The organism is Methylobacterium sp. B4 (genome assembly GCF_003201865.1).
Taxonomy (GTDB): domain Bacteria; phylum Pseudomonadota; class Alphaproteobacteria; order Rhizobiales; family Beijerinckiaceae; genus Methylobacterium.
In genome coordinates, this window is sequence record NZ_QJJJ01000004.1 from 327,712 (window position 1) to 342,786 (window position 15,075).

Below are 15,075 nucleotides of genomic sequence, written 5' to 3' on the forward strand. Positions count from 1 at the left end.
TTGAAAAAGTACGGGATGGCGGGAGGGCGGCCTCGGCCGGTCTCGGCGGGCGTGTAGCACGAGGAAGCGGATGCGTTAAGAATCCGTCATCATCGCAGGTCGTGCGTCGAGCGCATCGGTCCGGAGGGTCCGCGAACCATGGCGGAGGGCGGCGGCAGGGTGGTGCGGGGGGCGATCCCAGCCCTCGCGGCCGGCCGATTCCTCGGACCGGCGGGCGTCTGGCAGGGCGGCTGGCACTGGCTCGGCCAGGGCCTCGCCCGCGAGGCGGAACAGCGCCGCCTGTTCCCCTGGCTCGCCGTGGCCTTCGGGGCCGGCATCCTCCTCTTCTTCACGGCGACCGACGGCGAGCCCTCGCTCGTCCCGCCCCTGATCGGCGCCGGCTTCAGCCTCGCCGTGACGCCGCTGCTTCGGGCCCGGCCCGGATGGCTCGCGCTCGCACTGGCCGTCGCGGCCATCTTCCTCGGCTTCGCTGCGGGTGTCCGGCGCGTCGCCGCGGTGTCGGGGCCGGTTCTCACCCGGGTGACGATCGCGCCGCTGGCGGGCCTCGTCGAAGGGCTCGAGGAGCGCGAGGGCGGCGCGCGCCTGATCGTGCGGGTCGACAGCTTCGGCACGCTCGACGCGGCGGCCCGCCCGCGCCGCGTCCGCGTCTCCTACCGAGCGGCGCAAGCCGTGCGGCCGGGAGACGCCATCCGCGTCACCGCCCGCCTGCTGCCGCCCCCGGAGGCGGTGCGGCCCGGCGGCTACGACTTCGCCCGCGACGCCTATTTCCGCGGGATCGGGGCCGTCGGCTCGCTCGTCGGCAAGGTCGAGGTCGGGCCGCCGGCCGAGACCCCGCCCCTGACCCTGCGGCTGGCCGCGGCGATCGACGACGCCCGCAACTCCCTGACCCGGCGGATCACCGACGCGATCGGCGGGCAGGCCGGCGCCGTCGCGGCGGCGCTCGTCACGGGCAAGCGCGGCCTGATCGCGGCCGGGACCAACGACGTGCTCCGGGCGGCCGGGATCTATCACGTCGTCTCGATTTCCGGCCTGCACATGGTGCTGGCCGCGGGCGTGGTGTTCTGGCTGGTGCGGGCCGGGCTCGCGCTGGTGCCGGCGCTCGCGCTGACCTGGCCCATCAAGAAGATCGCCGCCGGCGCGGCGATGGTCGGCGTGACCGCCTATTGCGCCTTCTCCGGCTGGGACGTGGCGGCCGAGCGGGCCCTGATCATGACGCTGATCATGCTCGGCGCGATCCTCGTCGATCGTCCGGCGCTGAGCATGCGCAACCTCGCTCTGGCCGCCCTCGTCGCGCTGGCGCGCGAGCCGGAGGCGCTGCTGGGGCCGAGCTTCCAGATGTCGTTCGGGGCGGTGGCCGGCCTGATCGCCTGCGCGCCGTTGATCGATGGCCGGCTGCTGCGGGCGGAGGGCCGCTCCCGTCTCGGGCGCGTCGTGGCCTCGGTGGCGGCGGCGGTTCTCGGCACGCTCGCCACGACCCTCGTGGCGCAGATCGCGACGGCACCCTTCGCGACCTATCACTTCCAGACGGCGCAGCCCTTCGGTCTCGTCGGCAACGCGCTGACCCTGCCGCTCGTCTCGCTCGCGGTGATGCCTTCGGCCGTCATCGGGATGCTGGCCTATCCCTTCGCCCTCGACCGCCCGGTCTGGTGGCTGATGGGCCTCGCCGTCCGCGGGATGCTGGAAATCTCGTCCTGGATCGCCGGGTTCGGGCAGGCCACGGTGGTGCTGCCGGCCTTCGGCCCGGCGGCCCTGGCGCTGCTCGCCGTCGCGCTTCTCGTGGCGACCCTGGCCGTGTCGCGGCTGCGCCTTCTGGCCCTGCTGCCGGCCACGATCGGCCTCGCTCTGGCCGGCGCTCCGGACCGCTTCGATCTCTACGTCGATCGCGACGGCGGCGGCGCGGCGGTTCGTGGCAGGGACGGCCGGCTGATCGTGCTGGGACGCCCACCGGTCTTCGTTCTGGAACAATGGTTGAAGGCCGACGGCGATCCGCGCCGTCCCGACGCCGTCCTGGCTGCAGCCGGCCCGCGCTGCGACCATCTGGGCTGCACCCTCACGACCGCCGACGGGCGCGCCGTCGCCTTCGTGACCGACAAGCGCGCCTTTGCGGAGGATTGCGCCCGGGCCGACATCCTGATCAGCCGCCTGCGCGCGCCGCCGGGCTGCGCCGCGCCCCTGATCGTCGATCGCGCCTTCCTGGCGGTGCGGGGTGCCACGGCGATCCGCCTGCGCGCGGACGGTCCCGACATCGTCACGGCCCGCGGTGCCGGCTCGGCCAAACCCTGGCACCCGCAGCCCCCGGCCGCCCCGCCGATGCCGGCGGCCGCGACGGACAAGGCGCCGCCGGCCGGCCTCGAGACGGCGGACCCGGTCGATCCGCCGCCCGACGAGCCTCAGTAGCGGCGGACGAGGCTGACCAGCTTGCCCTGGATGCGCACGCGATCCGGGCCGAGCACGCGGGTCTCGTAGGCGGGGTTGGCCGCTTCGAGGGCGATGGAGGAGCCGCGGCGGCGCAAGCGCTTGAGGGTCGCCTCCTCGTCGTCGATCAGGGCGACGATGATGTCGCCGTTATTGGCGGTGTCCTGCTTGTGGATGACCACCAGATCGCCGTCGAGAATGCCGGCCTCGACCATCGAATCACCGCGCACCTCCAGGGCGTAGTGCTCGCCGCCGGAGAGGAAGTCCGGCGACATCGCGATGGTGTGGCTCTGGCTCTCGATGGCCGAGATCGGCGTACCGGCGGCGATGCGGCCCATCACCGGCACGATCACCGAACGCCCGTTCCCGTCATGGGCCTGCAGCATCGGCGGCTTCGGCGCGGGCGGCTTGCCGGCGAGGCCCCCCTCGACCACGCTGGGCGTGAAACGGCGCGGCTCGGCGCCCGCCGCGGGCCTGGCCGCCGGAGCGTCGGGCATGCGCAGGATCTCGATGGCCCGCGCCCGATTCGGAAGGCGGCGCAGGAAGCCGCGCTCCTCCAGCGCCATGATCAGGCGGTGGATGCCGGACTTGGACTTGAGATCGAGGGCGTCCTTCATCTCGTCGAAGGACGGCGGCACGCCGCTCTCCTGCATCCTCTGCTGGATGAACTGGAGCAGCTCGAGTTGCTTGCGGGTCAGCATGCGGCACCTGCTGTCGACCGCGGGCCGGGGGCGCCGCAGAATCGTGGAAAACAAAGCACGAACAGCCTAGACGTTCCTCTCCTGTTCCGCAAGCGAGCGCCGCGACACGCGAAAGGCGGCGGAGCCTTCGCCCCGCCGCCTCTTTTCTCGACCCTTCGCCCTTCGGATCAGGCGGGGATCACGTCGACGATCTCGTAGGTATCGGGATCGATGATGACGATGTCGTCCCCGACCAGCACGAACTGGAGGCCGCGATAGGCCGGCACGACCGAGAGGATGGCCGGCGGCAGCGGGTGCAGCGACACGGAGCGCGGAATCGCCGTTCCGACGCGGACGGCGAAGTTCACGTTCGTGACCGGGCGGATATTGGTGCGGGTGATCGACTGGCGGAACTCCGTGCGCTGAGTGGTGCTCAGGCTCTTGGAGGCTCCGCGCGCCTCGCTGGCGGAGCCCCGGTTGCCCCGATCGCCCGCCCGGTCTCCTGCCCGATCACCGGCGCCGTCGCGACCGCCGCGCTCGCCGGCCGCATCGCGTCCACCGCGGCCGTCGCGGTCGCCCGCCCCGCCGCGGTCGGCCTTGCCGGGTTCGCGGTCGCCGCGCTCGCCTTGACCGGCGCGCCCGCCCTGTTCGCCGGCTCGGGCCGGACCGCCGTCGCGGTCGCCGCGAGGACCCGTCTCGCTGCCGCCGGTACCGCGCATGGCACCCCCGGCTCCGCCGGCCGCACCGCCGCCCGCCTCGCCGCCGCGGGCTCCGCCGGTCTCCGCACCACCGCGGGCGCCGCCCGCGCCGCCGACACTTCCGGCACCGCCGCCCGCACCGCCGCCGGGGCCACCGCCTCCGCCCGCGCCACCGGCCCCCATTCCGGCGCCACCGCCGCCCGCGCCACCACCGGCTCCGCCGCCTGCGCCACCACCGGCGCCACCCGCGCCGCCGCCCTGAGCCAGGGCCGTCGCGGCGCCGAGTACGAGGATCGCCGCCGTTGCCGTGCTGCGAAAGAACTTCGTCATGTTCAAGGTCCTCCTGATGCCGGCGGCCAACGTGGCCCCCAAACTGCGCTCGCAACGGCGCAAGGCTGAAAACCGTTCCGGCACGGAGGCAGCCCGGATTCTTCGCCGGCTCTATCTTGGCAATTCATATGTCTCTGCCGGGAAGACTGTCGCGGCGAGTGGGAACATCGCTATGTGTCTGAAAAATATGTGAGAGAGGTGGGTCAATGACTTGCGTCACCGCTCCGCTCGCCTTCGACCGGAGCGTCTCCGAAGGCCGCGAGCCTGCCCGGATGAAGCGACGCGCGAGGGGGAGACGGTCGCCCCATGCCTGTCATTCTCCGGGCGCCCGCCGGGTCGGCGCCGCGCGGCGGGCGCCTAGCTACGGTGCTGCCAGAGATGCTTCACGGCCCTCGGAGGCCGCTTTCGGGAGGAAGACATGGCGGAGATCGCCGAGACGGGACCCGACCAGGACGATGCCGCCGACCGCCGCCGCCGGATCATGGCGATCGTCGGATCGTCGTCGGGCAATCTCGTCGAGTGGTACGACTTCTACTGCTACGCTTTCTTCGCGCTCTACTTCGCCCCGGTCTTCTTCCCGACGGGCGACGCGACCAGCCAGCTGCTTCAATCGGCGGCGGTGTTCGCGGTCGGCTTCTTCATGCGGCCGATCGGCGGCTGGCTGTTCGGGCGCATCGCCGACCGGCTCGGCCGCAAGACCTCGCTGATGATCTCGGTGCTGATGATGTGCGCCGGCTCCCTGGCCATCGCGATGCTGCCGACCCATGCCAGCGTGGGCGGCCTCGCCCCGATCCTGCTGGTCCTCGCCCGGATGGTGCAGGGACTCTCGGTCGGCGGTGAGTACGGCACCAGCGCGACCTACATGAGCGAGGTCGCCGCCAAGGGTCAGCGCGGCTTCTACGCCTCGTTCCAGTACGTCACCCTGATCGGCGGGCAACTGCTCGCCTCGCTGGTGCTCGTGGTGCTGCAGAGCATCCTGACCGACGCGCAGCTGACCGCCTGGGGTTGGCGGATTCCGTTCGTGATCGGGGCGCTGGCCGCCGTGGTCGCCCTGTTCCTGCGCCGCTCCCTCGAGGAGACGACCAGCGCAGCCGACCGGAACGACGCGGAATCGGGCACCCTCGCCGCCCTGCTCCGGCATTGGCGGGCCTTCGTGGTGGTGCTGGCCTACACGGCCGGCGGCTCGCTCGCCTTCTACACGCTGACCACGTACATGCCGAAATACCTCTTCAACACCGCCCATATCGACAAGGTCACCGCCTCGCGGATCACGACGGTGGCGCTGCTGGTCTACATGCTGATGCAGCCCTTCTTCGGCTGGATGTCAGACCGGATCGGACGCAAGACCAGCATGCTGCTGTTCAGCGGCCTCGGCATGGTGGCGATCGTGCCGCTGATGACCGCCATCGGCGCCACGACCGACCCCGTGCTGTCCTTCGCCCTGGTCATGGTTGGGCTGACCATCATCAGTTTCTACACGGGCATCAGCGGCATCGTGAAGGCCGAGCTGTTCCCGACCCAGGTCCGGGCGCTCGGCGTCGGCCTCTCCTACGCCATCGCCAACTCGCTGTTCGGCGGCACGGCGGAATACGTGGCGCTCCAGCTCAAGGATTGGGGAATGGAGAGCACGTTCTTCTGGTACGTCGCCGTGATCCTCGGCGTGTCCTTCATCGCCTCGCTGGTGATGCCGAACCCGAAGCGCCACGGCTATCTCGACGGCGACGGCACCGTCGAGGAGGCGCTGGGACGCAAGCTCCGCCCGGCGGCCTGAGGAAGCCTCAGCCGAGGCGCAGGATCGTCCTTGCCTCGGCGGGCGTGGCCGGCCGGGCGCCGTGCTCGGCGCAGATCTCGGCGGCGAGCCGCACGAGATCCGCGTTGCCGTCGGCCAGCCGCTCCTTGGAGAGACGCACGTTGTCTTCGAGCCCCGTGCGCACGCCGGCCGCTCCGCGGGCCAGCGCCCAGCCCATGGCGATGCTCTGATAGCGGCCGATGCCGAAGGCGCCCCAAGTCGCCCCCGGCAGGAGCCGGCCCGTCTCGGCGAGGAGCAGGTCGAGGAGGTGCGGGTCGGGCGGCAGCGCGTTGCGGATGCCGAGGACGAACTGCACGTGGACCCGAGGGTCGATGAGGCCCTCGTCCACGAGCCGGCGGGCGTTGTGGAGGTGGGTGAGATCGAAGATCTCGAGTTCGGGCCGCACGCCGTGGTCGCGCATCCGCCCGGCCATGGCCGTGAGAAGGCCGGCCGGGTTCTCGTAGACGCCCTCGCCGAAATTGACCGAGCCCGTCGTCAGCGAGGCCATGTCCGGCCGGTGGACCAGGCAGGCGCCCCGCTCCGCCGGATCGCTTCCCGCCCCGCTCGTCGAGAACTGGACGATCATGTCCGGGCAATGCCGGCGGATGCCCTCCCGCACCCGCCCGAAGCGCTCGGGATCGAGGGAAGGGCTTTCGTCGTCCTCCCGCACGTGGATATGGGCCAGCGCCGCCCCGGCCTCGTAGGCGGCGTGGGTCGATTCGATCTGCTCGGCGGGCGTGATCGGCACGGTCGGGTTGTCGGCCCTGCGGGCGACCGAGCCGGTGATCGCCACCGTGACGACGACGGGTCTCATGGTGGCGGCTCCCCTTAGCCCAGAGCCTGTTCGACCGCGCGGCCGCAGGTCTGCGTGTCGGCGCTGCCACCGAGATCGCGCGTGCGCTGGGACGGCTCGACGAGAACCCGCTCGATGCCGGCGACGATTTCCGCCGCGGCCTCCCGCTCGCCGAGATGCTCCAGCATCATCGCGCCCGACCAGATCTGCCCGATCGGGTTGGCGATCCCCTGCCCCGCAATGTCGGGGGCCGAGCCGTGCACAGGCTCGAAGACCGAGGGGAAGCGGCGCTCCGGATTGATGTTGCCCGAGGGCGCGATGCCGATCGTGCCGGTGCAGGCTGGTCCGAGATCGGACAGGATATCGCCGAACAGGTTCGAGGCGACCACCACGTCGAACCGATCCGGATTGAGCACGAAATGCGCGGTCAGGATGTCGATATGGTATTGGTCCCAGCGGACATCGGGATAGCCCTCGGCCACCGCGCGCACCCGCTCGTCCCAGTAGGGCATCGTGATCGAGATGCCGTTGGACTTGGTGGCCGATGTCAGGTGCCGCTTCGGCCGGCTCTGGGCCAGCTCGAAGGCGAAGTTGAGCACCCGGTCGACGCCGTGGCGGGTGAAGATCGATTCCTGCACCGCGAACTCGCGCTCCGTGCCCGGAAACATGCGTCCGCCCGCGTTGGAATACTCGCCCTCGGTGTTCTCGCGGACCACCCAGAAGTCGATGTCGCCGGGCTCGCGGCCGGCGAGCGGCGAGGGCACGCCCGGCATCAGGCGCACGGGCCGCAGGTTGACGTACTGATCGAACTCCCGCCGGAACTGGATCAGCGAGCCCCAGAGCGAGATGTGGTCGGGCACGCGCTCCGGCATGCCGACGGCGCCGAAGAAGATCGCGTCGTGGCTGCCGATCCGATCCTTCCAGTCCTCGGGCATCATCCGCCCGTTCGCCTCGTAGTAATCGCACGACGCGAAATCGAACCAGTCCTGCTTGATCTCGAAGCCGTGGCGCGCCGCGGCCCGTTCGAGGACGCGCACACCTTCCGGCACGACCTCGTTGCCGATGCCGTCACCCGGAATGACCGCGATCCTGTAGCTGCGCTTTGCCTCGCCCATGCCGCTCGCCTTCGCTGGAAGCCCCGGCGCTTCCCTCGCGCCGGGGCGCGGCGACGTCAATGGCTGCGATGCGGCGCGGGTGTCAGTTGATCGAGCCCGTCGTCTCCCCGGCGCAGGCTTCGGGGGCGCGGGTTCGCATCATCCGCTTGAGGCGCACGGGCTCGGAGCCGTCGGCGCTGTGCAGGGTGCCGACCAAGGCATCGGGACCGGCGGTGCCGCGGAAGCTGACGAGGCCGGCGCCGGTCTGGAGATGGAACGCCACGTCCTTGGTCGTGTCATCGACGGTGACGGCCGTCTCGATCGGCGCGGACAGGCCGGCGCCCTCGTAGACGAGGTTGTCGCCCGTCGGCCACCGCTTGAGCGTGACGCGCCGTCCCGCCCGGGCGCCGTCCTCGGACAGCGTGCAGAGGTCGGCATAGACGTAGGTGCCCGAGACCCAGCCGGGCCGCGCCTGCACCGGACCGGCTCCCAGAGCCGCGACGGCGAGGCCGCCGATTAGGCCGAGACGAACGAAGTGCGCTGCCGTCATCGCGTCCGTGGCTCCCTGCCCGGCGAACCGAAGGTCCGCAACGGGAACGCAAGCCTCGCGCCAGCGCCGGGTTCCGTCCCCGCCCGGACGCCGGGTGCGCGGGAGCACGCGATCTGAATCAGGTCGATGCCGTCCGCCACGCCTCGCGGCCCGCCCGGTCGAGGGCTTCGAAATCCTCGTCGCCGAGGGTGATGTCGGCGCCCGCCGCGTTCTGCGCGAGGTGGTCGGGATCGCCCGTCCCGGGGATCGGCAGCATGACGGACGAGCGCTTCAGGAGCCAGGCCAGCGCCACCGCGCCGCCGCTCGCACCGAGGCGGCTCGCCACCGTCTCCAGCGTCGAGCCGGGACCGGCCAGGGCGCCCTTGTCGAGGGGCGCCCAGGGGATGAAGCCGATGCCGTGCCGCTCGCAATGGGCCAGCACCGCCTCGCTCGTGCGATCCACGAGGTTGTAGCGGTTCTGCACGCTCGCCACGGGGAAGTAGCGTTGCGCGACCTCGATGTCCTCGACCGACACTTCGGAAAGGCCGACATGGTGGATCAGCCCCTCGTCCCGCATCCGGGCGATGGCCTCGAACTGAACCTCGCGGGGGCAGTCCGGTCCGATCCGGTGGAGCTGCCAGAGATCGATGCGCTCGAGACCCAGACGCCTCAGGCTCATCAGCACGCATTGGCGCAGGTAGTCGGGATTGCCCACGGGCCGCCAGATGTCGGGGCCGTGGCGTGTCAGGCCGCCCTTTGTGGCGATGACGAGGCCGTCATAGGGGTGGAGCGCCTCACGGATCAGGTCCTCGCTGACGAAGGGACCGTAGCTGTCGGCAGTGTCGATCAGGTCGATACCGAGGCCGGGAACGGCCCTCAGCGTGGCCAGCGCCTTCGCGCGGTCCGGGGGATCGCCCCAGATGCCGGCGCCCGTGATGCGCATCGCGCCGAAACCGAGCCGATGAACCGTGAGGTCTCCGCCGAGGGCGAAGGTGCCGGATGCCTGGACGCCCGCCATGCCTGTCTCCTTCCCGAACCGTATCCCGGTCTTGGTCCAACCCGGGAACGGGCCGGCGGGTCCGATTCCGCAGCCGGCGCCCTGGAACGCGCGGATCAGGCACAGGGCCGTCTCGAGGCCGGCCGCGCGCCCGGTCTGGAACTCGGCGCCCAGGCCCGCCGGAAGGCTCGCCGCCTGCGATCGTCGGACATGCAGCTGTTGGATGGCGAGGAGGCGCGTCGTCTCGTCGGCCGCCAGTCCCTGACGGAAATTGAGTTCGAGGCCGAGGACCGTCGCCGGTCCGAGACCGTAGAGGACGGGCTGGTTGAGCGGACGATCAGTCGGCCCGTGGTGACGGCGCCCGGTGGGCTTTCTTTCTCCGGGTGAGGTCGCACTCTCTCCGATAGACGCCGAGGGACGGCTCGCCGATCCGCCGGCATCGTCCGAGCGAAACGGTTCGCCCGGGAGGCGACCCGTCCCACCCTTCGCCCGTCGGGACGGCGTCCGGTCAGGCCGGCAGCCACTCGCCCCTCTCGGTGCGGCAGACCTTGGCCGGCGGCAACTCGGCCGAGCCCCCGCCGATCGAGGCGGAGGTGTCGAGCACCCGGCAGAGGCGCCCGGTCTCCGCCGTCTGCACCGCCCGCGGGCGCACGGTGATCTGGCGCGGGCGCCCGTCGCTGCCCTGGTAGGTGAGGTAGCGCGGCTGGTTGGTCGCCGCCGCGGCGATCTGGGCGTTGCGGATGCGCTCCTTGTCCTGGGCATCGAGGGCGGTGAGCACGGCGCAGCCGACGCCGCCGACCGCCCCGCCGATGAGGGCGCCCGTTCCCGCTCCCCTTCCACCGCCCGCCGCCGCGCCGATCAGGGTGCCGACCACGGCGCCGCCGATGGTGGCCGCGGCGCAGCGCCCGATCGCCTCCGCCACCGGATCGGCGGAGCCGGGCCCGGCAGTCCGCGAACTGACGCAGCCTCCGAGAAGGCCGCCGGCGAGAAGGCCCGCGCAGACGGCCGTGCCGCCCGCCTTGTTGGAACGTCGCAACATCGAAAAGTGCCCCGGGGCCGTCTCGTCTTGTGGGGAGCGGCCCGGCCCGTGCCGCTCCGATCCGTCAGAACTGCCCGTCCTCGATCCGCTCGATCTCGAAGCGCAGATCGTCCCGCTTCGTCGCGTCGGAGCCGCCGAAGACGACGGCCGGGTCGGAGATCCGGCCGGAGGCGGTCGTGCCCTTGAGCGTCAATTCGAGATTGCGCGCGCCGCCGAAGGGAAGCTTCGAGCGGTTCTTCGGCTCGCCTTGCGGGGCGGAAAACCAGACCTGCGCGAAGCGTCCGTCGCCACGCACCTCGCAGGCACTGCCCCGGCACAGCATCTTGCCGGCGACCGGCGTCGCCGTGCTCTTCGAGAAGGTCGTCTCGATCCAACTGTTGACGAGGTCGCCCTGAGCGGTGGCGGCGAGCCGCAATTGAAGCGGCACGCGCTGGTCGACGTAATCGATGAAGCCGGCGTAGGTCCGCAGCGAGACCGGCTCCGGCTGGAGACGCGGCAGCCCATCGGAGCGGGCCGCGACCAGCACGCCATTGGCGCCCAGCACGAGGGCGCGGGCGAATTTGAGGCTCGCCCCCTCCCCCAGCTGCGCGCCCGCGAGGTAGATTTCGGCCCGGCCGAAATCGAGGCCGCTGCGCTCGGCGAGCGCGAAACCCTTTTCCCGGGCACTCGCCGCCTCGGCCGCCTCGCCCTTGGCCGCGACGGCGAAGGGGCTGACCAGGATGAAGCGCGGCAGACCGTGGTTCGGGTCGGCGAGGCGTCCGACGTTCTGCAAGGCGCGCAGCAGGGCGCCGGGCGGCGGCGGCACCGCCGCGATCGCCTCTGCGCGCTTGGCGACCTGCGCCATGGCCCGGGCGAGGCCGTTGGAGAAGGCCTCGCGGGTCTTCTTGAGGCGCGCGCCGCTGTCGCCGCCGGTGAAGATGTCCCACTGGGTGTCGGCCGCCCGCGCCCGCTCGATCTCGTCCGTCGGAAGGTTGGGCGAGCAGCCGACGAAGAGCGGCAGCATCTCGCTGCCGTCGCGGCGGGCGACCAGCAGGGTAAGGCGCTCGCGGGGGCGGAGCGTGCCGGTCCCGACCTCGCGGGCATCGGCCGCCTCGACGACGATGCGCTTCCACAGGGCGTTGGCCTCGGGCTTGGCTTCCACCATCGCCTCTTCGAGCACGATGACGGTCTGGCGCAGGGGCCTCGGCTCCCGGTCGCGGGGGCAGGCGCCTTCCTGCCGCACGGCCTCGTAGCCGGTCTGGGCGGCTGCGCCCGGAGCGGTCAGGGCCGCGGCGAGGACGAGGAGGGAGAGAGCGGTCGCACGCATGGCGGGAGCCCCGGGTCAGACGTAGCCGAGGTGGAGGCGCTGGCGCAGGTAGGCCTCGCCGTCGAGATCGCGCTTGGTGTCGACATCGCCCGAGGTCAGGTCCTCGTAGACGAAGCGGGTGTGGAGGCCGCGCTGGCGGGCGGCGGCGAGCAGGCGGCTGCGATAGTTCTCCAGGAGCGCCAGCACCCGGGCGTCGAGCTTGCGCACCTCCTCGAAGCGGGCGCGGTGGCGCGTGTGGTTGCGCAGGCTCTTGGCTTGGTCCGCCTCGCGCCGGTCGGCCTGATCGCGGGCACGCTGCGCCTCCTCGATGCGCTGGCGCTGCTTCGGCTCCAGCAGCGTGCGGTAGCGCTTGCGCAGCCGCGCCCGCAGCACCTCCAGCCGGTGGCGCTCCTCCATGAAGTTCGGCACCGGATCGTGGAACACGATCGCCCAAGCCAGCCCGATCGCGTAGACGAACACGTTCATGATCAGCGCCAGCCCGTAGATCGAGACGGTGCTGGCGCCCCCCTCCCCGAGCGCGTCGGAGCGCGCGACCGCCTCCGCGACGAGGTAGGAGCGGCTGAACACGATGGCCGCGGCGCCGATCAGCAGAAGCAGCACGCCGATGCCGAGGAGGCGCAGGCTCTCGGCCTTGAGCCGCCCGGTGACGTTCTCGCCGAAGCGCTCGCTCCATTGCCGGATCAACTGACCGATCAGGTGGCTGGAGAAGGCCAGTCCGAAGGCGATCAGCGTGACGCTCATCGTCGCGAAGGCGGGCGTGAGGAAGTCGATCTTGAGAAAGGCCGAGAGGTTGATCGGGTACTCGGCCATCACGAACAGGAACAGGCCGAAGTAATACAGCCCCGGCCGCCAGGTCTGGGCGTCGCGGCCGTGCTCGGCGCGCTTGCGCTCGTACTCGGTGTGGAGGCGCGCGATCTCGGCGTTGAGGTCGATGATCTCCTTGCGCTGGAAGAAGTTCGCCCGCTCGGTGGCGAGGTTGCTCTGCTTGGCTTGCTCGATGCCGTCCTTCTCGGCCTCGAGCAGGAAGCCCTCGTTGCCGGCCGCCGTCTTCTCGTCGGCGAGGCCGCGCCGCACCTCGCCCAGCGCGGACTGGCGCGCCGCCGCGACGTGCTGCTGGTACCAGGCACGCATGGCGCTCGTGAGGAGCGCGGGGCTCTCGGCGCTGGCGCCATGGGGCGCCGACAGAGAGAGGATCGGCTGATCCGACTCCGTCTCGAGCCGGGCCGCGAGATCGCGCGCGAGGGCGCCCTCCGCGCTGACATCCAGGGCTTGGTACTCGACCAGACTCATGGAACTCGCCTCATGACAATCGAACTCATCGCTCAAGGCTCTCGACGAGGACGCGCCGCTCGCGCAGGTCGATCAGGACGGGGGTGTCGCGGGCGATGACGACCTCGGCCGGCGGGGCCTTGGGCGGTGCTGCGACCGCCTCCTTCGGCACGGCCGGCCGTTCGACCTCGCTGGCGCGCTTGGCCTCCATCGTCACCGGCTGGCGGGTTTCGAGGGGCACGAAGGTCCGTTCCCCGATCACCACCGGCGCCCGGGCGATCGTGGGGGGCGGCAGCGCGGGCGGCGCGACCGGGGCGGCCTGCTGGACCGGTGTGGCGACGACGCCCGGCAGGCGCTCGAAGGCGTCGATGCAGACCTGCCGCTGCGCCTCGTTCGCTCCCGCGCAGACGAGGTCGCGTTGGCGCGACAGCCAGACGCCGACGGCCTCCGCCCTGCGCCCGAACAGGAACTCGACCCGCCGGTTGCGGGCCATGCCGGCCTCGGAGGTGTTGGGCGCGAGCGGGATCGCCTCGCCGAAGCCGACCTGCCAGATCTGGGCTTGACGGACCCTGCGGGCGTGGAGCGCCAGGGCGACGCTGCGGGCACGGCGCACCGAGAGGGCGTAATTGTAGCCGTCATCCGCGCGGGAATCGGTATGTCCGGCCACGAACACCGCCGTGTCGGCCGCTTCGCCCCGCAGCACCTCGGCCACGACCTCGATCACCGCCTGCCCCTCCGGCCGGAGCACGTCGGAATCCGTGTCGAAGAACACCCGCTGGTCGAAGACCCAGCGCGAGATCGGGATGTCGACGGGAATGGAGCGCGGCAGGGCAGAGCGGTCGATGCGGTAGGTGTCGATCCGCGGAACCGTGCCGAGGCTCCGCATCGCCAGGGACCTCAGCCGCGTGAGGCGGTCCTCGTGCTCGATCTGCACGGTTTCGGGCCAGGACAGGATTCGATCCTGCCCGGCGGCGGAAACGGGCGCCGACAGCAGGACGGCCAGGGCCGCCCGCATCGCTCTCCCGCCCTCACGCCCACGCCGCACCACGGAACCGCCCTCGACCCAACCTCTGGTCGCGAGATAAGTCGTGACTTAACTCAACGTCAACAAATGCTGCCTTGTAAACCTGAGGTTAAACTAAGGCTTGGCCGAGCGTGGCGCCAGCGCCACACCTGACGGGGGCCGCAGTAGAAAAAAGCCCGCTCCGGGGAGCGGGCGCGAAGTCGTGAGGAAGCCGCGAGAGCGGCGGGACCGTCACGGTCCCGCCCGAGAGGAGATCAGCCCTCCTTGTTGCTGAGCGAGACGGCGACGAAGCGGGTCTGACCCTTGGCGCTCTTCACCCGCATCAGCACGGCCTTGCGGCCGTTCGATTCGGCGGCGCGGATCTGCGCCTGCACCTCAGAGGGCTTCGAGACGCTGGTGCCGCCGACATCCAGGATCACGTCGCCCTGGGAGATGCCCTTGGAGGCCGCCGGCCCGGTCGGGTCGACATCCATCACCGCGACACCCTCGTCGCCGAGACCGATCTCGCTGGCCGGGGCGAGGCTCAGGCCGAGCCGGGCCTGACCGCTCGAGCTGCTCTCGCTGCGGCTCGCCACCTTGCCGTCCCCCGGCAGGGTGCCGAGCTCGACGGTGGCCACGTCGGACTTGCCGCCGCGCAGATAGGCGAGCTTCACCTCCGTGCCGGGCTTGAGGCCGGCGATCCGGCGCGAGAGGTCGCGGGCATCGTTGACCGGCGCGCCGTTGACCGATTCGATCACGTCGCCCGATTTGAGACCCGCCTTGGCGGCCGGCGTGCCGCTCTCGGCATGATCGACGAGGGCACCCTTGGCCTTGTCGAGGCCCAGGCCGTCGGCGATGTCCTTGGTCACCGGCTGGACCTGCACGCCAAGATAGCCGCGCACCACCTTGCCGTCGGTGCGGAGCTGCTCGACCACCGTCTGCACGGTCTCGGCGGGGATCGCGAAGGCGAGGCCGACCGAGCCGCCGGAGGGCGAGGCGATCGCCGTGTTCACGCCCACGACCTCGCCGTTGACGTTGAAGGTCGGGCCGCCGGAATTGCCCTTGTTGATCGGCGCGTCGATCTGCAGGAAGTCGTCGTAGGGACCGGCGCCGATGTCGCGGCCGCGGGCCGA

Annotated in this window: 15 protein-coding genes; 4 read left to right on the plus strand and 11 right to left on the minus strand. The window is 71.5% G+C overall.

The window, feature by feature from the left end; translation table 11 throughout:
• Window positions 1-138: 138 nt before the first annotated feature.
• Window positions 139-2,397 carry a ComEC/Rec2 family competence protein gene (locus tag BY998_RS08730; protein WP_110351239.1) on the plus strand — a complete coding sequence of 753 codons (2,259 nt, stop codon included), beginning with the start codon at window positions 139-141 and terminating at the stop codon, window positions 2,395-2,397.
• Here BY998_RS08730 and lexA read toward each other — a convergent pair.
• Entirely contained in the window at window positions 2,391-3,116 is a 726-nt protein-coding gene (lexA, locus tag BY998_RS08735) for a transcriptional repressor LexA (RefSeq protein ID WP_110351240.1), read from the minus strand. The two genes, BY998_RS08730 and lexA, sit on opposite strands and share 7 nt — an antisense overlap.
• A 167-nt stretch (window positions 3,117-3,283) precedes the next feature.
• The gene (locus tag BY998_RS08740) at window positions 3,284-4,123 is read right to left on the minus strand and encodes a DUF1236 domain-containing protein (RefSeq protein ID WP_110351241.1); all 840 of its coding nucleotides are present in this window, start codon (window positions 4,121-4,123) and stop codon (window positions 3,284-3,286) included.
• On the opposite strand from BY998_RS08740, the gene BY998_RS23930 reads away from it, so the two are divergent.
• Both BY998_RS23930 and BY998_RS08745 read left to right on the plus strand, forming a co-directional pair.
• Window positions 4,122-4,316 (plus strand): hypothetical protein, encoded by a 195-nt coding sequence (locus BY998_RS23930; protein ID WP_146221757.1) that lies wholly within the window; start codon window positions 4,122-4,124, stop codon window positions 4,314-4,316. The genes BY998_RS08740 and BY998_RS23930 overlap by 2 nt on opposite strands.
• A 225-nt stretch (window positions 4,317-4,541) precedes the next feature.
• Entirely contained in the window at window positions 4,542-5,894 is a 1,353-nt protein-coding gene (locus BY998_RS08745; RefSeq protein ID WP_110351242.1) for an MFS family transporter, read from the plus strand.
• Between the two features lie 7 nt (window positions 5,895-5,901).
• On the opposite strand, the gene BY998_RS08750 is transcribed toward BY998_RS08745, so the two are convergent.
• The 4 genes from BY998_RS08750 to BY998_RS08765 all read right to left on the minus strand — a co-directional run bounded on the left by BY998_RS08750 (window position 5,902) and on the right by BY998_RS08765 (window position 9,346).
• Window positions 5,902-6,726, minus strand: a complete 825-nt coding sequence (locus BY998_RS08750) for a 3-keto-5-aminohexanoate cleavage protein (protein ID WP_110351243.1) — start codon at window positions 6,724-6,726, stop codon at window positions 5,902-5,904.
• A gap of 14 nt (window positions 6,727-6,740) precedes the next feature.
• Window positions 6,741-7,820: a tartrate dehydrogenase gene (locus BY998_RS08755; protein WP_110351244.1), complete on the minus strand. Its 1,080-nt coding sequence runs from the start codon at window positions 7,818-7,820 to the stop codon at window positions 6,741-6,743.
• Window positions 7,821-7,902: 82 nt separating this feature from the next.
• Window positions 7,903-8,349 carry a hypothetical protein gene (locus tag BY998_RS08760; RefSeq protein ID WP_110351245.1) on the minus strand — a complete coding sequence of 149 codons (447 nt, stop codon included), beginning with the start codon at window positions 8,347-8,349 and terminating at the stop codon, window positions 7,903-7,905.
• 118 nt (window positions 8,350-8,467) lie between these two features.
• Window positions 8,468-9,346, minus strand: coding sequence for an aldo/keto reductase (locus BY998_RS08765; protein WP_110351246.1), 879 nt, complete (start codon window positions 9,344-9,346; stop codon window positions 8,468-8,470).
• A 189-nt stretch (window positions 9,347-9,535) separates the two neighbouring features.
• Between BY998_RS08765 and BY998_RS24275 the strand changes: the two genes are divergently transcribed.
• Entirely contained in the window at window positions 9,536-9,712 is a 177-nt protein-coding gene (locus tag BY998_RS24275) for a hypothetical protein (protein ID WP_181425463.1), read from the plus strand.
• A gap of 121 nt (window positions 9,713-9,833) precedes the next feature.
• Here BY998_RS24275 and BY998_RS08770 read toward each other — a convergent pair whose 3' ends face one another.
• The 5 genes from BY998_RS08770 to BY998_RS08790 form a co-directional block, all read right to left on the minus strand.
• A complete protein-coding gene (locus BY998_RS08770) occupies window positions 9,834-10,364 on the minus strand; it encodes a hypothetical protein (RefSeq protein ID WP_110351247.1) in 531 nt (176 codons plus the stop codon).
• Window positions 10,365-10,428: 64 nt separating this feature from the next.
• Window positions 10,429-11,670: a hypothetical protein gene (locus tag BY998_RS08775; protein WP_110351248.1), complete on the minus strand. Its 1,242-nt coding sequence runs from the start codon at window positions 11,668-11,670 to the stop codon at window positions 10,429-10,431.
• Between the two features lie 15 nt (window positions 11,671-11,685).
• Entirely contained in the window at window positions 11,686-12,960 is a 1,275-nt protein-coding gene (locus BY998_RS08780) for a hypothetical protein (protein WP_110351249.1), read from the minus strand.
• Between the two features lie 25 nt (window positions 12,961-12,985).
• Entirely contained in the window at window positions 12,986-13,954 is a 969-nt protein-coding gene (locus BY998_RS08785) for an OmpA family protein (RefSeq protein WP_110351250.1), read from the minus strand.
• Window positions 13,955-14,217: 263 nt separating this feature from the next.
• Window positions 14,218-15,075 (minus strand): PDZ domain-containing protein (locus BY998_RS08790; protein WP_146221758.1); only part of this gene is annotated, 858 nt, incomplete at its 5' end.